The organism is Chiayiivirga flava (assembly GCF_014202825.1).
In the GTDB taxonomy this organism is placed as follows: domain Bacteria; phylum Pseudomonadota; class Gammaproteobacteria; order Xanthomonadales; family Xanthomonadaceae; genus Chiayiivirga; species Chiayiivirga flava.
The window spans coordinates 462,256-480,260 of sequence record NZ_JACHHP010000001.1; the positions used below are offsets into that span (position 1 = coordinate 462,256).

14 protein-coding genes are annotated in these 18,005 nt (G+C 69.1%); 5 read left to right on the forward strand and 9 right to left on the reverse strand.

The window, feature by feature from the left end; all coding sequences use genetic code 11:
• Positions 1-9: 9 nt before the first annotated feature.
• The gene (locus HNQ52_RS01955) at positions 10-969 is read right to left on the reverse strand and encodes an AraC family transcriptional regulator (RefSeq protein WP_183959258.1); all 960 of its coding nucleotides are present in this window, start codon (positions 967-969) and stop codon (positions 10-12) included.
• A 79-nt stretch (positions 970-1,048) separates the two neighbouring features.
• Between HNQ52_RS01955 and HNQ52_RS01960 the strand changes: the two genes are divergently transcribed.
• Positions 1,049-1,792 carry an SDR family oxidoreductase gene (locus tag HNQ52_RS01960; RefSeq protein ID WP_183959260.1) on the forward strand — a complete coding sequence of 248 codons (744 nt, stop codon included), beginning with the start codon at positions 1,049-1,051 and terminating at the stop codon, positions 1,790-1,792.
• Between the two features lie 12 nt (positions 1,793-1,804).
• Here HNQ52_RS01960 and HNQ52_RS01965 read toward each other — a convergent pair whose 3' ends face one another.
• The 3 genes from HNQ52_RS01965 to HNQ52_RS01975 all read right to left on the reverse strand — a co-directional run bounded on the left by HNQ52_RS01965 (position 1,805) and on the right by HNQ52_RS01975 (position 4,910).
• Complete coding sequence (locus HNQ52_RS01965; RefSeq protein WP_183959262.1) at positions 1,805-3,202, reverse strand: cation:proton antiporter domain-containing protein; 1,398 nt, start codon at positions 3,200-3,202, stop codon at positions 1,805-1,807.
• A gap of 57 nt (positions 3,203-3,259) precedes the next feature.
• On the reverse strand, positions 3,260-4,315 hold the full coding sequence (locus HNQ52_RS01970) for an NAD(P)H-dependent flavin oxidoreductase (RefSeq protein ID WP_183959264.1): 1,056 nt from the start codon (positions 4,313-4,315) through the stop codon (positions 3,260-3,262).
• 61 nt (positions 4,316-4,376) lie between these two features.
• Entirely contained in the window at positions 4,377-4,910 is a 534-nt protein-coding gene (locus HNQ52_RS01975) for a DUF2058 domain-containing protein (protein ID WP_183959266.1), read from the reverse strand.
• Positions 4,911-5,067: 157 nt separating this feature from the next.
• Here HNQ52_RS01975 and HNQ52_RS01980 point away from each other — a divergent pair, with 157 nt between their 5' ends.
• Positions 5,068-6,672, forward strand: coding sequence for a hypothetical protein (locus tag HNQ52_RS01980; protein ID WP_183959268.1), 1,605 nt, complete (start codon positions 5,068-5,070; stop codon positions 6,670-6,672).
• Positions 6,673-6,949: 277 nt separating this feature from the next.
• A complete protein-coding gene (locus HNQ52_RS01985; protein WP_183959270.1) occupies positions 6,950-7,309 on the forward strand; it encodes a DUF1428 domain-containing protein in 360 nt (119 codons plus the stop codon).
• A 93-nt stretch (positions 7,310-7,402) separates the two neighbouring features.
• On the opposite strand, the gene HNQ52_RS01990 is transcribed toward HNQ52_RS01985, so the two are convergent.
• The 3 genes from HNQ52_RS01990 to HNQ52_RS02000 all read right to left on the reverse strand — a co-directional run bounded on the left by HNQ52_RS01990 (position 7,403) and on the right by HNQ52_RS02000 (position 11,991).
• Positions 7,403-8,545 carry an NAD-dependent epimerase/dehydratase family protein gene (locus HNQ52_RS01990; protein WP_183959272.1) on the reverse strand — a complete coding sequence of 381 codons (1,143 nt, stop codon included), beginning with the start codon at positions 8,543-8,545 and terminating at the stop codon, positions 7,403-7,405.
• 170 nt (positions 8,546-8,715) lie between these two features.
• On the reverse strand, positions 8,716-9,204 hold the full coding sequence (locus HNQ52_RS01995) for a putative toxin-antitoxin system toxin component, PIN family (protein ID WP_183959274.1): 489 nt from the start codon (positions 9,202-9,204) through the stop codon (positions 8,716-8,718).
• Positions 9,205-9,357: 153 nt separating this feature from the next.
• Positions 9,358-11,991, reverse strand: coding sequence for a TonB-dependent receptor (locus HNQ52_RS02000; RefSeq protein ID WP_183959276.1), 2,634 nt, complete (start codon positions 11,989-11,991; stop codon positions 9,358-9,360).
• Positions 11,992-12,398: 407 nt separating this feature from the next.
• On the opposite strand from HNQ52_RS02000, the gene HNQ52_RS02005 reads away from it, so the two are divergent.
• Positions 12,399-13,244, forward strand: coding sequence for a helix-turn-helix transcriptional regulator (locus HNQ52_RS02005; RefSeq protein ID WP_183959279.1), 846 nt, complete (start codon positions 12,399-12,401; stop codon positions 13,242-13,244).
• 90 nt (positions 13,245-13,334) lie between these two features.
• On the opposite strand, the gene HNQ52_RS02010 is transcribed toward HNQ52_RS02005, so the two are convergent.
• Complete coding sequence (locus HNQ52_RS02010; protein ID WP_183959280.1) at positions 13,335-15,971, reverse strand: TonB-dependent receptor plug domain-containing protein; 2,637 nt, start codon at positions 15,969-15,971, stop codon at positions 13,335-13,337.
• Positions 15,972-16,397: 426 nt separating this feature from the next.
• Here HNQ52_RS02010 and HNQ52_RS02015 point away from each other — a divergent pair, with 426 nt between their 5' ends.
• Positions 16,398-17,243 carry a helix-turn-helix transcriptional regulator gene (locus HNQ52_RS02015; RefSeq protein WP_183959282.1) on the forward strand — a complete coding sequence of 282 codons (846 nt, stop codon included), beginning with the start codon at positions 16,398-16,400 and terminating at the stop codon, positions 17,241-17,243.
• Between the two features lie 279 nt (positions 17,244-17,522).
• Here HNQ52_RS02015 and greA read toward each other — a convergent pair whose 3' ends face one another.
• The gene (gene greA / locus HNQ52_RS02020; RefSeq protein WP_183959284.1) at positions 17,523-17,999 is read right to left on the reverse strand and encodes a transcription elongation factor GreA; all 477 of its coding nucleotides are present in this window, start codon (positions 17,997-17,999) and stop codon (positions 17,523-17,525) included.
• Positions 18,000-18,005: the final 6 nt, after the last annotated feature.

Here is an 18,005-nt window from a genome sequence, read left to right on the forward strand (position 1 = left end):
GTGGACAGATTACACGTCGGCGCGGTCCGGTCGCAGCGCCAGCGGCGGCGCGCCCACGGCCTGCGCGAAGCGGCTCGGCGCGAGACCGACATGCCGCAGGAACGCCACGCTGAAGGCGCTGCCGGAGCCGTAGCCGACGCGTTCGGCCACGTCGGCGATGCGCAGGCCACCGCGGCGCAGCAGGTCTTTCGCCAGCTCCATGCGCCAGGCCAGGAGATACTCCATCGGAGCCACGCCCACGGTGCGGGTGAAGCGCTCGAAAAACGTCGAGCGCGATAGCGCCGCGGCGTCGGCGAGCTGCGCGATGCTCCACGCCCGATCCGGCCGGGCATGCATGCGCTTGAGCGCGCGCGCCAGCCGCTCGTCGCCCAGACCGCGCAACAGCCCCGGCGGCGCGTCCGCGCCGGCGCTGACGCGCATCGCCTCGACCAGCAGCAGCTCGACCAGGCGCGCAAGCACGAAGCCGCTGCCCGGCCGCGAATCGCGCGTTTCGTCGGCCACCATTGCGACCAGCTGTGCCAGCCGGGCGGCGCCGCGGACGTGGACCACGGCCGGCAGCAACGCGGCGAGCAGGGCCGGATCGGCTTCGTCGAAGACGAACGCGCCGCCGAGCGAACGCATGTCCGGTGTACCGGACGCGTCGCCGTAGCGAACTTCGCTGCCATCGTCCGGCAACAGGTGGGGATCGCGCGGCACGGGATCGGGCGGATCGTCGCTCGCCAGCGTGAACGCGGGCGTGGTCGGCAGCAGGACGAAATCGCCGGCCTCGATGTCGAACGGCGCATGGCCGTCGACGCTCAGCCGGCAGCGGCCGTCGAGCATGATGCAGAAGCCGGGTTTGCCGTAGGCCGAATAACGGACCGCCCAGCGCCCCGCGCCGCTGATGACGTTGGCGAACACCGCGCGCGGGCGCAGCACGCCGACCACCTGCGACAGCGGATCGTCGAACTCCGGACTCCTGCTAAACAAGATCGGACATCCTGATATCGATCATCCGGAAATGCTCGCCTACGCTGGGCTCCCAGTCAATCACTCCCGGGAACCCCGCATGCACACCGCACTGATCACAGGCTGCTCCTCCGGCTACGGCCTGGCCACGGCCCGTCACTTCCTCGCCCAGGGCTGGAGCGTCGTTGCCACGATGCGTCGGCCGCGCAAGGATCTGTTCCCCGCGTCGGACCGCCTGCGCGTGGTGGCGCTCGACGTGACCGACGCGGACAGCATCGCGCACGCGCTGCACGCCGCCGGCCCGGTCGATGTGCTGGTCAACAATGCCGGCGTCGGCCTGTTCGGTGCGTTCGAAGCCACACCGATGGCGACCGTGCGCGAGATCTTCGACACCAACACCTTCGGCACGATGGCGATGTGCCGGGCCGTCATTCCGCAGTTCCGCGCCCGCGGCGCAGGCACCATCGTCAACGTCACCTCCAGCGCGACGCTGGCGCCATTCCCTCTGGTCGCGGCCTACACCGCGAGCAAGTCGGCGATCGAGGGCTTCACCGGCTCGCTCGCGCTGGAACTGGCCGAATTCGGCGTCCGCGCGCGGCTCGTGGAGCCCGGCTACTGCCCCGACACCCGCTTCGCGGACAACGGCGCCGAGCGCATGCGCGGTCTGGTGACCCAGCCGTACGGTCCCTTCGCCGAGCGCATCTTTGACGGCTACCGGCAACTCGATGCCGTGACGCACCCGGACGACGTGGCACGCGCAGTCTGGCAGGCCGCCACCGACACCTCGGCACGCTTGCGCTTCGCCGCGGGCGCCGACGCGGTGGCCCTGGCGCGCGCGCAGTGACGGCGAGCGCGTTCAGTCGGTTGGGTGGGCCCGGCGCAGCCCGCGTTCGTAGCGCGTCAGCGCCGCGCGCACCGTGACGCCGTGCGCGACGATGCTCAGCGCCACCACCGACAGCGTGATGTCGACCACGCGATCTGCGTGCGGCCCGTCGAAGCCGTGCGTCAGCGCATAGCACAGGTAGTACACGCTGCCGATGCCGCGGATGCCGAACCACGCCATCAGGCGTCGCTGCGTGGCGGTGACCGGCGCGGCACGCAGGATCGCCGCCACGGCCAGCGGCCGGATCACGCCGAACAGCGCCGCGCCGATCAGCAACGCCATCGGATCCCAGTGCGTGGCGAGCGCGCAGCCCACGATCACCACCAGCAGCACTTCGAGCAGGCGCTCGGCGGTGGCGCCGAACGAGAGCATGTCGGCCACCACCAGACCGGCGGCGATGGACGGCTGCGCCTGCATGTCGCCGCGCGCGGGCGCGGTCTCGACCAAGTTCTCGGCCGGCGGATGCGCCGGGGTCGATGTGTCGACATCGTCGTCGGCCTGTCTGCCGCCGTCGGCCGCGCGCGGACGCTGCGCCGCGTCCGGATGCGGCCGTTCGGTGACCACGCGGATCTCCGCCTCGCGGAAGCCGACCCCGGCGGCGAACACCGCGAGAAATCCCCAGGCGCCGTTCGCTTCGGCCGCAACGTACGAAAGCACGATCAGCGCGAGTGCCAGCACATCGTTCGGGCCGTCGACATCGCGTTGCGCACTGCGCAGCGCGATCGCGGACTGGCCGAGGATGCGCCCCATGACGAAGCCGAGCAGCAGCCCTGCCGGCACCGCGTAGACCAGGCGATGCAGCGCCCAGCCACCCAGCGTGCCGGCGTCGACCGGCGCCTGCGTCAGCAGCAGCGCCAGCGCGACGAACGGAAATGCGGTGCCGTCGTTGAGCCCGGCTTCGCCGGACAGCCCGTATCGCAGACGATCGTGGTCTTCGGCATCGTTGACACTGACAAGGCCGGCGAGCACCGGATCGGTGGGTGCGAGCAGCGCACCGAGCAGCAGCGCGGCCGGCAGATCGAATCCGAGCACGAAATAGGCAACGGCGGCGACGCCCGCGATGCAGACCACCATCACCGGTCCCGCGAGCAGATAGGCGCTGCGCCACGCGGCGTGACGCAGCGGCAAACGCAGCTTGAGGCCGCCGATGAACAACGACAGGATCACCGCGAGCTCGGTCAGGTGTTCGAGCAGCGGCGCGCTGTCGGCAAGATCGATGCGCACCAGGCCCAGCATGCCCGGACCGAGCAGCAGACCGACGCCGAGGTAGATCGCCGCGGCGGTCAGCGGCAGGCGACGCAGGTACGCGCTGCCCAGTGCCATCAGCAGGAGCAAGGTGCCGATCACCGCCATCCAGCCGAGAAATCCCATCGTGTGCTCCGTCGGTTGTGACTGCGCGTGCGGTTGTTCGGCGTCCTGCGCCGCAGCTCAGACCGACGCCGCGGCAGGCGCGACGCCGGCGAGCGATCGCGTCAACGCGGCAGCGCCGATCGGCCGGCAGGCATCGCCGCGTGTGCCGCACCACACCGCCGAAAAATCATCGCGACCCAGCGCCTCGGCACGCGCGCGCAGCGGTGCGAGCGCCTGCGATGCCCACGGAAACGGCGGCGGCAGGTCGGACAGCAGCGGCAACTCGTGCATGAGCCGGTTCACGATGCCGCGCGCCGGCCGGCCGGTGAAGAGATTGGTGATCGCGGTGCCTGCCGTCGCCGCGCGCGCCAGCGCCGCGCGATGCACGGCCGGGGTGGTCGCCTCGGCGCACAGCAGGTAGGCGGTTCCCGCCTGCACCGCGTCGGCGCCGGCCGACAGCATCGACTCGACGTCGGCGCGCGTCGCGATGCCGCCCGCGGCGACGACTGTGCAACCGAGGGCGGCGCGCAACGCGACGACGAGATCGCGCGTCGGCGACAACCCGCCGGGATCGGGCGCGAGGAAGTGACCGCGATGCCCGCCCGCCTCCACGCCCTGCGCAATCACCACGTCAGCGCCGTGCCGCTCCAGCCAGCGGCCTTCGTCGACGGTGGTGGCCGTGGCAAGCACGCAGGTGCCCCAGGCACGGATGCGCCGCAGCAGGCGCTCGGGCGGCAGGCCGAAATGGAAACTCACCACGCGCGGGCGGTGCGATGCGAGCACGTCGACCACGGCGTCGTCGATCGGGCGCCGCAGGCCGACACCGGCGGCCGCCGACGCTGCCAGCGCGAACTCGGCACGGTACGGCGCCAGCACGTCGCGCCAGCGCCGCTCGCGATCGGCATCGGGTTCCGGCATCGCGTGGCAGAAGAAGTTGAGATTGGCAGCACAGCCGGCGTCGGCCAGGCGCGCCAGCGTCGCGTCCAGCTGCGCGAGGTCGAGCAGCGCGCACGGCACCGAACCGAGCCCGCCGGCGCTCGCCACCGCGATGGCGAGTGTCGTGTCCTGCACGCCGGCCATCGGCGCCTGCACGATCGGCAACGCAAGGCCCAGCATGGCGGTCAGCGATGGCATGGCGGCGCCGGCGATCGGGCGGGCCAGTCTACGCCGGCGCCGCGATCCGGCGGCGCGTGGATTACCAGACGAGGTCGTCCGGCACCCTGAAGCGCGGGTCGTCGGCATCGCCGGTACCCGCGTCGCCGTGCGCGGATGCGGCACCGTGATCGAGCACCACGGTGCCGCCGCGCTCGCGGACCATGTCGGCGACGGCGCGCGGCAGCAGCGCGTACCCGTCGCCGTGCGCCACGATCACCACTGCGCCGCGCGCCAGCTGCGCACGCAACGCCGCGTCGACGTACACCGTGCGTATCGCGTGGCCATCGACGAAGCGGTAGGCAATGTCGCCGCCCTGCGGCACCGCCCGGGTCTGCACGATCTGGCGGATCTGTGCCTGCAGCTCTTTCTGACGTGCCAGTGCGTTGCGTTCCGCCGCGAGCGCGCGGTCGCGCTCCGCACGCTCGGCCTGCAATCGGCGCGCGTCGACGGCGTCGGCGTCCGGCGCGGGGGCCTTGCCCTGGCGCTGGCGGTTGAGTTCGCGCGTCGCCGCGGCGACCTTGGACTTCTTGACGAGGCCCGCCTTGAGCAGTTGTTCGTGCAGCGGATTGGGCATGGCGGCGACGCGATCGGGCGGGACCGCAGTGTACCCGCGCGGTGTCGGCACACGCGGCATGCGACGACCGCGCGCACGCGCCCGATGTCAGGTTGAGGTCGGATTTCGCGTATCGAGCGTGGCAGGCCCCTCCCCCATCGCCTGCCAGGAGTCCCTCATGCGAGATCACGGAACGTACGACGCGTTCGCAAGCCACGGCCTGCGCGCCGCCTTCATCCTGGTGCTGCTGGTCGCGTCGCTCGCGCCGACGGCGCAGGCCGCGACCTGGGTGCCGGATCCGGCCTTCCACGACGGCCTGATCGGCGCCGACGCATTCGCCGGCTCCTCCACGCGCGACTATTTCGGACAGAAGCTCGTGCTCAAGGACGGCGACGTGATCGCCGCCGGCGTGGTGCCCGCGCTGTCCGGCGATCTGGGCGCGCTCGGCCTCGTGCGCTACGACAGTGCCGGCGTGCGCCAGCCGTGGAGCAACCCCGGCGCCAACGGGCACTACGGCAATCAGTACGTCGTGCTGCCGAACGGCAGCTTCAACCGCATCACCGGCGTACGCGATCTGATCGCGTTCGGGAGCCGCCTGTTCGTGCTGGTGGAAACCGAGCGCTACGTCCTGGGCAATCCGCTGGAGAATCCGGGCATCCACTTCCACGGCTACGGCGTCGACGTGGTGGTGTTCGGCACCGACGGCAGCTTCAAGAGTGCGACGGAGATGGACTTCGACAACGAAGACCCCGAGGCGCGCACGGTGTGGGCCGGCGGCATCGCCGCCTACGACAACGGGCAGTTTCCGGCGGTGGTATCGCTGGTGTACGCCGGGCGCAAGAAGATCGACGGCGTGGAGCGTCCCGCCGTGCGCCGCTTCACGGTGGAAAGCGGCGGCACGCTGACCTCGGCTTACGCGGTGCAGCATCCCACGTTCGGCAGCAACTGCTCGGCCACCACGCATTGCTCGGTGTTCGGCATCGCGCTCGGCGGGCGCTCGACGTTCACTACGCCGCCGCGCATCTACCTCGTCGGCTCGCGGTTTTCCGACTGCACCGGCATCTGCTACCACGGCTGGCAGACCACCGTGATGCGGGTCGATTCCAACGCGCAGCCGGTGACATCGTTCGGCAGCAACGGCCTGGGTTACGTGCAGTTCCAGGGCGGCAGCCGCGGCCGTGCCATCGCGGTGAGCGGCAGCATCGGGGTGCTCGGCGAAGACGCGATCTACGTCGCGAGCGAGGTGGACCTGTCGTGCGCGATGGGCATCGGCGTCTCGAAGTTCTCCGCCGAGGGCTACACCGTCGCTGCCTTCGGCAACACCTACGGCGGCACCCGGTACGCGGGCAGCACGGCCGCCGGCTCCACCTGTTCCCTGCAGAACCAGCTCGGCAACGTGCGCGACAGTTTTCCCACCGGCATCGCGCTCAACGGCGACACCGTGGCGGTGTCGAGCTACGCGGTCGGCGGACCGGGCGTGCTGTGCCCGGTCGGCCAGCCGTGCCCGGAAGACCGCTTCGACGGCGAAGCGGGCGTGATCGCCACCGCCGACGGCGCGCTGCTGTCGCACCAGCGCTATCCGTTCACCGACAGCCCCGGCGGCGCGCGCACGCGGCATTCGGCCTTCCACGATATCGCCGCGGGCGACGGCGGCAGCTTCAGCCTCGTCGGCGGCGTGCGTTATCTGGAAACCGACGCCACGGCCGCGCAGCGCGGCCGGACCCAGTTCGGCACGCTGCGCATCGTGCCGTCGCCGCTGCTGTTCCGCGACGGCTTCGAATGACGCGACCACGACGCGGGCCCGCTCACGTGCGACAATCCGCAGTCCACCCACGCAAGGATCTCACCATGAAACCCGCACGCGCCCGTCGTCGCAAGGCCCGCCTCCGCAGCAACATGCGCACCCGCAGCAAGCTCTGAGTGCTCCGGGCCGGTCGGCACGGCATGTGCCGGCCGCGCCGCCGGGCGGTTCGACGCCGACCCGCCCATGTCGAAACGCCGCCTCCCCGCTCGTCGTCCGGGGGAAGGCGCCCGCAACGGGCGTCATGCAGGAGGCAGGCATGTCCTACATCGACGGTTTCGTCATCGCGGTTCCGACCGCCAACAAGCAGAAATTCATCGACCACGCACGGCTGCTCGATCCGATCTTCCTGGAGCTCGGCGCCACGCGCGTGGTCGAGGGCTGGGGCGACGACGTGCCGGACGGCAAGCAGACCGACTTCCGCCGCGCCGTGCAGGCCAAGCCCGACGAGACCGTGGTGTTCTCGTGGATCGAATGGCCCGACAAGGCGACCCGCGACGCGGGCATGGACGCGATGATGAAAGACCCGCGCATGTCGCCGGAAAACAACCCGATGCCGTTCGACGGCATGCGCATGATCTTCGGTGGATTCGTGCCGGTGGTGACACTGCAGACATGACCGGCGCGCGCGGCCCGGCGCGGAGCCGAGGCCGCTGCACTGCGCCGCGCCGCACCTGCGGCGCGGCGTGACCGTCCCGGTCGCGCGCGCGGCTCAGCCGGCGCGCGCGCGCCACTTCGCAAGCAGCTCCGCCTCCTGCTCGCGCGTGATGCCGGCGTTGAGCTTGGCCTGCCGCTCGGGCGGCAGACTGCGGAACCACGCGAGCAGATCGGCGACCGTGGTGGCCAGTGGCCGGAACGTGAGTCCCGCCGCGATCGCGCGTGCATTGCTGACCTGGCCGTAGCCCGAGTACGGCGTGCCCTGCGCCGGGACCCAGATCGGCAACGGCACTTCGTTGTCCGCGATGAAGCTCGCCGGCACATGGGTGAACGTGATCGGTCCACCGGTCACCGCGTGACAGCCGTGCACCATCGCATCGGTGCTGAGGCGGTAGTCGGGACCGACGGCATTGAACGTGCCCGTCGTGCCGGCTTCGGCCAGACGGATCATCCATTCGCCCAGATCCCGGCCGTCGATGATCTGCACCGGATCGCTGCCATCGCCCGGCACCAGCACCTCGCCACCGGCCGCGATGCGGTGCGGCCAGTAGGTGAAGCGGTCGGTCTCGTCGCGCGGACCGACGATGTAGCCCGGCCGCACGATGGTCACCTTCTCGCCGAACTGCTTGCGCGCCTCGGCCTCGCTCAGCGCCTTGAGCGAGCCGTACAGATTCTGCATGTCCGCACGCATCGACTCCTGCGTCTCGGCCATCGCGTCCTTGCCGGCGTAACGCGCCACCGCGGCGTCTTCGTCGATGCCCGGATTCGCGCCGTCGGCGTAGACCGAGATCGTCGAGATGAAGAGGTAGTGGCCGATGTTGCCCTTCAGCACCTTGCCCGCGTCGCGCACCCAGAACGGCAGCGTGGTCGGGTTGTCGATGCACACGTCCCACTCGCGGCCTTCGAGCGCTGTCAGGTCGCCGGTGTTGCGGTCGCCGTGCAGCTGCTCGACCTCGCCAGGCCACTCCGGCGACGGCCGCTTGCCGCGGTTGAACAGCGTGACCTTGTGGCCGCGCGCAAGTGCGTAGCTCACCTGGAACGGGCCGGTGAACCCCGTGCCGCCGAGGATGAGGATGCGCAGCGGCTTGTCCGCGCGCGGCACCGCGGGCAACGTGGCCGCGGCCGCGACGGACGGCAGCGCCGCCGCGGCGGCGGCCAGAGCGCTGAGCTTGAACAGGGAACGGCGTGACGTCGGCATGGCTGGGTCCTGGGTCGATGCGCGGGCACGTCGCGTGCGTTGCGCGGTGGATGGCATTGTCGTCACGCCGCCTGCTGCGCGCTTATGGCGAAAGTCGGGGTGACGGGCGGCGCGGCACACGCCGTGCACCGTCCGGCCGGATCGGCGCAACGCGCGTTCGTCCGCGGCAATCAGCGATCGAGTTCCGCCAGCGCCGCCATCACATCGACCGGAGCCGCGATCCGGAACAGTCCCGCGCGCGCCGTGCGGCGCGCCAGGACGAGCAGCTCCGCGTCGCGCGTCAGCAGCAGGCTCGCGCCGGCATCGCGTGCCAGTTCGAGGAATTTCTGGTCGTCCGGGTCCTTGCAACGCGGAAGGCGGGCAACGTTACCGGCCGGTGCGGTGCCGACGTCGAGCATCAAGGTATCGTAGGCCGCCTCGAGCTCGGTGCAGCGGTGCGCATCGAGCGCCAATGTGGTGTAGCGCAGCACGCGGCGCCATTCGTCGCGGCAGTCCGCACGCGTCACGGCCTGCAGCTGTCCGCCGGCCAGCAGATCGCGCAAGGCACCGCTGCGCTGCGAGGAAAACACCAGCAGATCCAGACATGCGTTGGTGTCGAGCACCACGCGATGCGTGCGACGCGCGGCAGGCGCATCCGGCAAGCGTTCGGCGCGAGGCATCCGCGGATCTCCATCGGGCTGCACAGTATCCGCCAGTGTGCACCGCGACGCACACGAAGATCGGTAGCGCCGCGTGCGTCCTGCTGCGCGGACAACGAAGCGGCCCGCCGAAGCGGGCCGCGTGTGCCGAGCATTCGCGATCCGGCGCCGCGATCAGAACTTCTGTTCGTAGCGCACGTACGGCACGCGGCCGTAGAAGTCGTACTGGCTGTTGAGATAGAACGGCGACGACAGGATGATGTTGTCGAGCGGCGGTGCCTTGTCGGCCACGTTGCGCACGCCCACCGTCAGCTTGCCGTTCCACGGCGCCGACCACGTGGCCTGCAGGTCCCAGGTGGTCCACGAGGGAATCGTCACGCGCACGTCTTCGCCGGCGATGGTCGCGTCCTGGTAGCTGTCGCCGATGTGATCGCCGACGATGCCCACGCCGAAGTCGCCGAGCGCCCAGTCCAGCTGCAGCTGCGCGCGCACGTCCGGCACGAAGCCGGAGCCGGTGATGGCATCGCCGAAGCCGGAGCCGGGCAGCGTTTCGGTCTCGAAGGTGTCCAGGTAGCTGACCACGAACTTCGGCGAGAACACGCCGATGTCGGTCTCGAGCCGGTAGTCCACTTCGAAATCGTAACCCGATGTGCGGAAGCCCGAGAGATTGAGCGGGATGCGGTTGACGATCGCCACCGATCCGTTCGGATTGCGCGTCACCAGCCCGTCGACGAGCGGGTCGCCTTCGGCTTCCAGGTCGAGAATGGTCTGCAGCCCCAGCGGCGCGATCTGGTTGGTCAGCTCGATGTTGTAGTAGTCGAGGCTGACGGTGAGGTTGTCGAGCACGCTCCACACGATGCCGGCGCCGTAGTTGGTCGATTCCTCCGCCGCGAGGTTCGGGTTTGCGCCGGTGGCGTTTTCGTACTGGCGCGCAACGCAGGGATCGAACGGCGCGGAATAGTCGACCAGGCCTTCGCACGCCGAGGTGTCGATCGCGCCGTTGAAGGACTGGCGCGAAGACTGGTTCAGGCTTGCGAGATCCGGCGCGCGGAACCCGGTGCCCCACGACGCACGCAGCAGCAGCGATTCGATCGGACGGAAATCCAGCGAGACCTTCGGATTGGTGGAATTGCCGAAGTCGTTGTAGTGGTCGTAGCGCGCCGCCACCGACAGATTGAGATTGGCGAGCAGCGGCATCGCAACCTCGGCGAACACCGCGTACTGCGCCCGCTCGCCGGTGGAGTTGCCACCCGAGGTGCCGGCCACGTTGCCCGCGGCGGACTGCGCGTCGACCAGATCCTTGTAGAACGTGTCGCGGTAGTCGAAGCCGACCGCCGCGCCCGCCGGGCCGTTGGCCAGTTCGAACAGGTCGAAGCTCATCAGGCCATCGATGGCCACGTCGCGGGTTTCGGAGATCTGCAGGGTGGTGTGGGCAACGCGGCCGATGGCGGCCTGAAAGGCCGGATCGTTCGGGTTGCCGAAGGGATTGAGCTCGCCGGAATCGATGAGTTGCTGCAACGGCCCGCGCAGGGCGAAACCCGTGCCGACGTTGTCGATCTCGTAGCGGTTGTGGCGCGCGGCGATCTCCCACTCCGCGCCGCCGAACAGATCCATCTGGCCTTCGAGACCGAACAGCACGTCCAGCATGTGGTCCTTGACCGTGCTGTCGCGGTTGCCGCCCGCCACGAAGCGATACAGCAGACGCGCATCGCCACCGAACGGATTGTTCGGGTTGCTGCCGCTGATGGTGGGGTTGGGTGCGGTGATCGGCGCGGCTGCGTAGCGCCCGAACGATTCGCCGGAGTTCGCCATCACGCGGGTGAACGCGGTGATGGTGTCGGTGAGCTGGAAGTTGCCGTTGACCATCGCCGATTCGCGCCGCAGGCTGGCCTCGTTGGCCGACACCGCCGCGTAGTTGAACGCGCAGAACGAATTGCCCGGCTCGCCCACCACCACCGAGTTCGGGAACAGCGGGTCCGCGCCGAGCGCGGTCGGGCATTGCGGATCGGGGAACAGGCCGACGAAGTCGCCTTCGAGCGAACCGTCGGTGGACGAATACACATACGCCGTCCCCGGGAACCCGGCACCGGACAGGCCGACGGCCGGGTCGAGCCCGGGAATGCCGGTGGCGCGGTCGCGATTGAAGAAGATGTCGCGTTCCTGGTGATCGATGACGAAGGTCAGGTTGCCGCGGTCCGACGAGATGCCGCCGGTGATCGAGGCCGAGTTTGCATCCGGCTCGCCGCGCGTCGGACGCTCGATCTGGCCGCTGATGGTCAGGCCTTCGTAGTCCTTGCGCAGGATGATGTTGACCACACCGCCGACCGCGTCCGAGCCGTACAGGGCCGAGGCGCCGTCGCGCAGGATCTCGATGCGCTCCACCGCCGCGAACGGGATGGCGTTGAGGTTCTGTGCCGCCGCGCCGAGCACCGGCGAGGACGCGATGCGGCGCCCGTCGAGCAGGATCAGCGTGTACTGCGAACCGATGCCGCGCAGCGAGATGGTCGCCTGCGACTGGGCGGTACTGCCCGAGGACTGCTGGAACGAGCCGAGCGTGTTGAACGTCGACGAGCGCAGCACGTCCGCCACCGACACGTCGCCGGAGATTTCAAGATCGGCGCGATCGATCACGGTGACCGGATTCGGGCCTTCGATATCCACGCGCTTGATGCGCGAGCCGGTGACTTCGATACGGTCGAGCGTGGCGGCATCGCCATCGTCCTGGGCGAGCGCGGGCAGCATCCACGGCAGCGCCACGCCGACGGCAAGTGCGCGGCGGATGGCGGTGCGTAGCGGTTTGTAGTGCATTGTCTTCTCCGGTTGGGGCACGCATGAAGCGCCGCCTGCCGTTCGCAACGGGCGAACGTTTCCTTGACAAGCGGCAACCGAACAGTAGGCCCCACCGCCCGACCGACGGAGACCGGTCTTGCTGAGACGGAGACGGTTGTTGCTATTTCGATTGCGCGTGCGTGGCGTGCTCGCGCCAGTCGTCGTACGCGCTCCCGGCGGGTCGCCTCGTGCAAAACCGCATGGCAGCGCGCTTTCGCCGGATCGGCCCTGGCGCAGGGGATTGCGCAGGGCGCCGAAATCGCGATGAAGATCACCCCCCCCGGAGGCAGGGGCACGGGACGCCTCGCCATTCGACCCATTGCCGTCCGCGACGAACTACGAAAATATACGTACGACAGTAATGGTATAAAGAAGGAGCTCGGTTCATGCAGCCCGTCGTCCCTGCCTCCGCCGGTCCGCGCCTCCAGATCCTGAACTGGCGCGCCCCGCTCGTGCCGACGCCGGCCGATCACGTGTCGTTGGCGATCTGCCTGCGCGGCGGGCTCGAGATCGACACCCCAGAGGGGCCGTTCCAGCTTTCCCGACGGCAGCTGCTCACCCTGCCGCCGCACGCCGGCGTGACGTCGGCGGTCGGCGCCGGACTCGGACTGCTGGTCAGCGTGCCGCCCATGTTGCTTACCACCCCGTCCCGCACCCGTGGCCGCGGGCGCGTGCCGCCGGTGTTCGCCTGCCGCAGCCCGGCGCCGCTCGATGTGCTGCTGCAGGCCACCGCCCTTCTGCGCCACGGCGACGGCTGGAACGACGACACCCGCATGCTGCGCGCGCTGCAAGTGATGCGCCTCGCACTTGCCGGCCAGACCGAGGTACACGCCTGGCTGCAACGCGTGCCCGGACGCAGCGACGCGCACCGGCGCAACACGCTGCATCGCCTGTTGCGTGCGCGCCATGCCATCGTCAACACGCCGTTCGAGGACCACGACCTGGACTCGCTCGCGCTCGCCGCCAACTATTCGAAGTCGCATTTCCTGCGCACGTTCCGCGACGTATTCGGACAGACCCCGGGCGCGCTGCTGACGGTGTCGCGCATCGCGATGGCCAAGTCGCTGATGAGCGAGGGCGCGATGGGCATCGGAGAAATCGCCGCCGACGTGGGCTACACCAGCCGCTGCGCGTTTTCGCGCATGTTCAAGAGCCGCGTTGGCGAGAGTGCGTCGAACTTCCGGCGCAGGCTGACCGAGTCGGCCGTATTGACGCCTCACTGCGGCTCATGAATCGCGCGGGCCAGGCCGTCCGCCCGCTCGGTCCGAAAAAAAAAACGGCCCGCCGAAGCGGGCCGTTGCGGATGCCGATGCCGGCGCCGATCAGAACTTCTGCTCGTAGCGCACGTACGGCACGCGGCCGTAGAAGTCGTACTGCGAGTTCAGGTAGAACGGCGAGGACAGCACCAGGTTGTCGAGCGGCGGAGCCTTGTCGGCGATGTTGCGCACGCCGATCGAGAGGCGTCCGTCCCACGGGGCCTGCCACGAGGCCTGCATGTCCCACGTGGTCCACGACGGGATCCGCGCGGTCACCGTTTCGTCCTCGGCCACCGTCACCACCTGGCTGCTGTTGCCGACATAGCTGCCGATCACGCCGGCGGCGAAGTCGCCCATCGACCAGTTCAGCGCCAGCGTCGCGCGCGTGTCGGGCACGAAGCCGAAGCCGGTGATCGCGTCGTTGAAGCCGCTGCCCGGCAGGGTTTCGTTCTCGAACTTGTCGATGTAGGTCACCGTCAGGTTCGGGTTGAACACGCCGATGTCGGTTTCGAGGCGGTAATCGGTCTCGAAGTCCAGACCCTCGGTGCGGAAGCCCGACAGGTTGAGCGGGAGGCGGCTCACGAACTGGATCGCGCCGGTCTGCGGGTTGCGCGTCACCAGGCCGTCGACCAGCGGGTTGCCCGCCGCTTCCAGGTTCAGGATGGTCTGCAGCGTCAGCGGCGCGATCTGCTGCGTCACCTCGATGTGGTACCAGTCCAGGCTGAAGGTGAGGTTGTCGAGCGCGCTCCAGACGACGCCGGCGCCGTAGTTGGTCGACTCTTCCGCGTCGAGATCGGGGTTGGCGCCGGTCAGGTTTTCGTACTGGCGCACGGTGCACGGATCGAACGGTGCGCTGAAGCCCGGCACGTCGCCGTTGCAGGCACGCGTGTCGCGCGCACCGTTGAACGACTGCTGCGAGGCCTGGTACAGCGAGTTCAGACCCGGCGCGCGGAAGCCGGTGCCGTACGATGCGCGCAGCAGCAGCGAATCGAGCGGGCGGAAATCGAGCGAGACCTTCGGATTGAAGTCGCTGCCGAAGTCGTTGTAGTGGTCGAAGCGGCCGGCCACCGACAGGTTGAGGTTGGACAGCAGCGGGAAGAGCGCCTCACCGAAGACGCCGTACGAGGCGCGCTCGCCCTGCGCGCTGCCGCCGGACGTGCCGGCGACGTTGCCCGCTTCGGACTGCGCGTCGACCAGATCGCTGAAGCGCTCGTCGCGGTATTCGAAGCCGACGGCCAGACCCGCCGGGCCGTTCGCCATCTCGAACAGATCGAAGCTGATCTGGCCGTCGATGCCGGCAAAGCGCGATTCGGAGTTCTTCACGGCCGTGTGGCTCACGCTCGCCACCGCTTCCTGGAAGCTGGGATCGAGCGGGTTGCCGAACGGGTTGAGTTCGCCGCTGTCGATCAGTGCCTGCAGGGCGTTGCGCAGTGCCAGGCCCGTGCTGACGGCGTCGATCTCGTAGCGGTTGTGCTGCAGGCCGATCTCCCATTCGGCGCCGCCGAACAGGTCGACCTGGCCTTCGAGGCCGAACAGCACGTCGAGCATGTGATCGTCGAAGGTGGTGTCGCGGTTGCCGCCGGCCACGAAGCGGTACAGCAGCACGGCGTCGCCGCCGAACGGATTGTTCGGATTGGAGCCCGCCATGGTGGGCAGCGGGCCGGTGATCGGCGCCGCGGCGTAGCGGCCGAACGATTCGCTGCTGACGGACGTGACGCGGGTAAAGGCGTTGATGGAGTCGGTCAGCTGGAAGTTGCCGTTCACCATCACGCTGTCGCGCCGCAGACTGGCCTCGTTGGCCGAGACCGCAGCGTAGTTGAAGGCGCACAGCGTGCCGTATTCGTTCTCGACGATGGTCGAGTTGGGGAACAGCGGATCGGAGTTGAGCGCGCTCGGGCATTGCGGATCGGCGAAGGCGCCGACGAAGTCGCCGAGGAAGGAGCCGTCGGTCGAGCTGTAGACGTAGGCCGAGCCCGGGAATCCGAGCGTCGACAGACCCACGCCCGGATCCAGGCCCGGGATGCCCGTCGCGCGGTCGCGGTTGAAGAAGATGTCGCGTTCCTGGTGGTCGACCACGAAGGTCACGTTGCCGCGGTCGGACGTGATGCCGCCGGTGATCGAGGCGGAGTTCGCGTCCGGCTCGCCGCGCGTCGGGCGCTCGATCTGGCCGCTGATGGTCAGGCCTTCGAAGTCCTTGCGCAGGATGATATTGACCACGCCGCCGACCGCGTCCGAGCCGTACAGCGCCGAGGCGCCGTCGCGCAGGATTTCGATGCGCTCGACCGCCGCGAACGGAATGGTGTTGAGGTTCTGCACCTGCGCGCCGAGCACCGGCGAGCCGGCGATGCGGCGGCCGTCGAGCAGGATCAGGGTGTACTGCGAGCCGACGCCGCGCAGGTTGATCGTGGCCTGCGACTGCGCAGTGTTGCCCGAGGCCTGCGTCAGCGAGCCGAGCGTGTTGAACGTGGACGAGCGCAGCACGTCGGCCACGGAAATGTCGCCGCTGACTTCGAGGTCGGCGCGGTCGATGACGGTGACCGGATTCGGTCCTTCGATGTCCACGCGCTTGATGCGCGAACCGGTGACCTCGATGCGATCGAGTTCGGTGGCTTCGTCCTGCGCCAGCGCGGGCAGCGCCAAGGGCAGCGCGACGCCGGCGATCAACGCACGCCGGATCGCGGTGCGTAGCGGTTGGTACTTCATTGTTGTTCTCCAGAGTGGGGCAAGTGCCAGCAACAGCCGCCCGGTGCGTCGCAACGCATCCTTAACAAGCGGTGGATGAACAGTAGGCGTCGCGTTGTTGCTTCGCGTGCTGCTGCTGCGCTTTTCGCGTGCACTTCATCGCGATCTGGAACCGCCCATGACGAATGGCATGGACGAGGTCGCGCACGCTGCGGACCGGAGCGGATTTTTGTTTTCGCGTGTGCGGTGCTGCGACGCTCGAAGCGACTTCTCCGTCGGGCCGCGCGCGCATCGCGATGCGACGAAACGTTGCGACTTCGGCGTTGCCAATCGCGTCAAAGGCAGGGACCGATGCACGCGCGCAACGGCGCACGTCGCCGGCGAACGATCGAGTCCGGAAAGATCGCCGACCACAGGAAGGATCCCTTGCACCACTATCGAAGCCCCATGCCCTACAGCGCGATCGCCTCGCTGCCGTTGCCGGCGGTCGCGCGCGTCCAGCGCATCGCGCCGCGACTGCCCGCACCCCAGTGCCCCGACGACCACGTGCAACTGTGGATCTGCCTGCGCGGCCCGTTGCGCGTGGACACGGTCGACGGCCGGTTCACGCTCGCGCGGCGCGACGTTCTCACCCTGCCGGCCGATCACCACGGCCAGCTGGCGCCCGGCAATTCCGGCGCGGGCCTGCTGCTCGCGATTCCGCGCGCCGTCCTGCAGCCGGCACGCAGGGCATCGTCGGTACGCCGCGCGCGCGCCATGCGCCCGCTGTTCGCGACGCAGGCACGCGCCGACCTCGCGCTGCTGCGACATGCGCTGCAGGCCTGGCGCGACGGTTCGGCGCAGGACTGGCCGCTGCCGCGTGCCGCCGAGCTGCTGCAGCTCGCGCTCGCGCAGCAGCACCAGGTCGCGGCGTGGCTGCAGCGCATTCCCGGTCGCAGCGAGAGCCACCGCCACCATGCGCTGCAGCGGCTGCTGCGCGCGCGCAACCGCATCGTCAACATGCCGTTCGAGCGGCACGACCTCGACACGCTCGCGATCGCCGCGAACTATTCGAAGTCGCATTTCATCCGCATGTTCCGCGACGTGTTCGGCGTGACGCCGGGTGTGCTGCTCGCCACCGCGCGCATCGACATGGCCAAGTCGCTCATCGTCAACAGCGACCTTGCCATCGCCGAGATCGCCGCCGACGTGGGCTACGAGAACCGCTTTGCGTTCTCGCGCCTGTTCAAGAAACGCGTCGGCGTGAGCGCATCGAACTTTCGCAGCACGTCCGCGATGCAGGCGCGCGCGTGACCGCGCGCGGCACTCGCCGCGGCATGACGACAGGAGGAACGAGACACGCCAATTCGTAATTCAAGCCACATCAACGCGCGATTGAAGGCATCGATCCGTCACGATCGCTGCGTAGGATGCACATGGGATCAGGGCACAGGACGTGCGCTAGATCCCGCGGCCGCGCCCCCTGCCTGTTCTGGCCGACGTTAGAGTTCTGCACAATTCGGGAGACGCAACGGAGACCCCCCGCTGCGTCTTTTTTTTTGCCCGCGCATCGCGTTCCGCGGGGACGCCACCTCAGGCGACGTAACGCACCGAGACCACCTCGTAGCTGCGACGGCCGCTCGGCGCGTCGATCTCGATTTCGTCGCCCTCGTGCTTGCCGATCAGCGCGCGTGCGATCGGTGCGGACACCGAAATCAGCCCGCGCTTGATGTCCGCTTCGAGGTCGCCGACGATCTGGTAGGTGACGGTGTCGCCCGAATCGGCATCCGCCAGCTCCACGGTGGCGCCGAACACGATGCGGCTGCCGGCATTGAGCTTGGCCACATCGATCAGCTGCGCGTTCGACAGCGAGGATTCGAGCTCGTTGATGCGGCCCTCGACGAAGCCCTGCATTTCCCGCGCGGCGTGGTACTCGGCGTTTTCCTTCAGATCGCCGTGCGCACGCGCCTCGGCGATGGCGGCGATGATTTCCGGCCGCTTGACAGACTTCAACTGTTCCAGTTCCTGGCGCAGCCTGGCCGCGCCGGCCACCGTGATCGGTGCCCTCATCGTGTG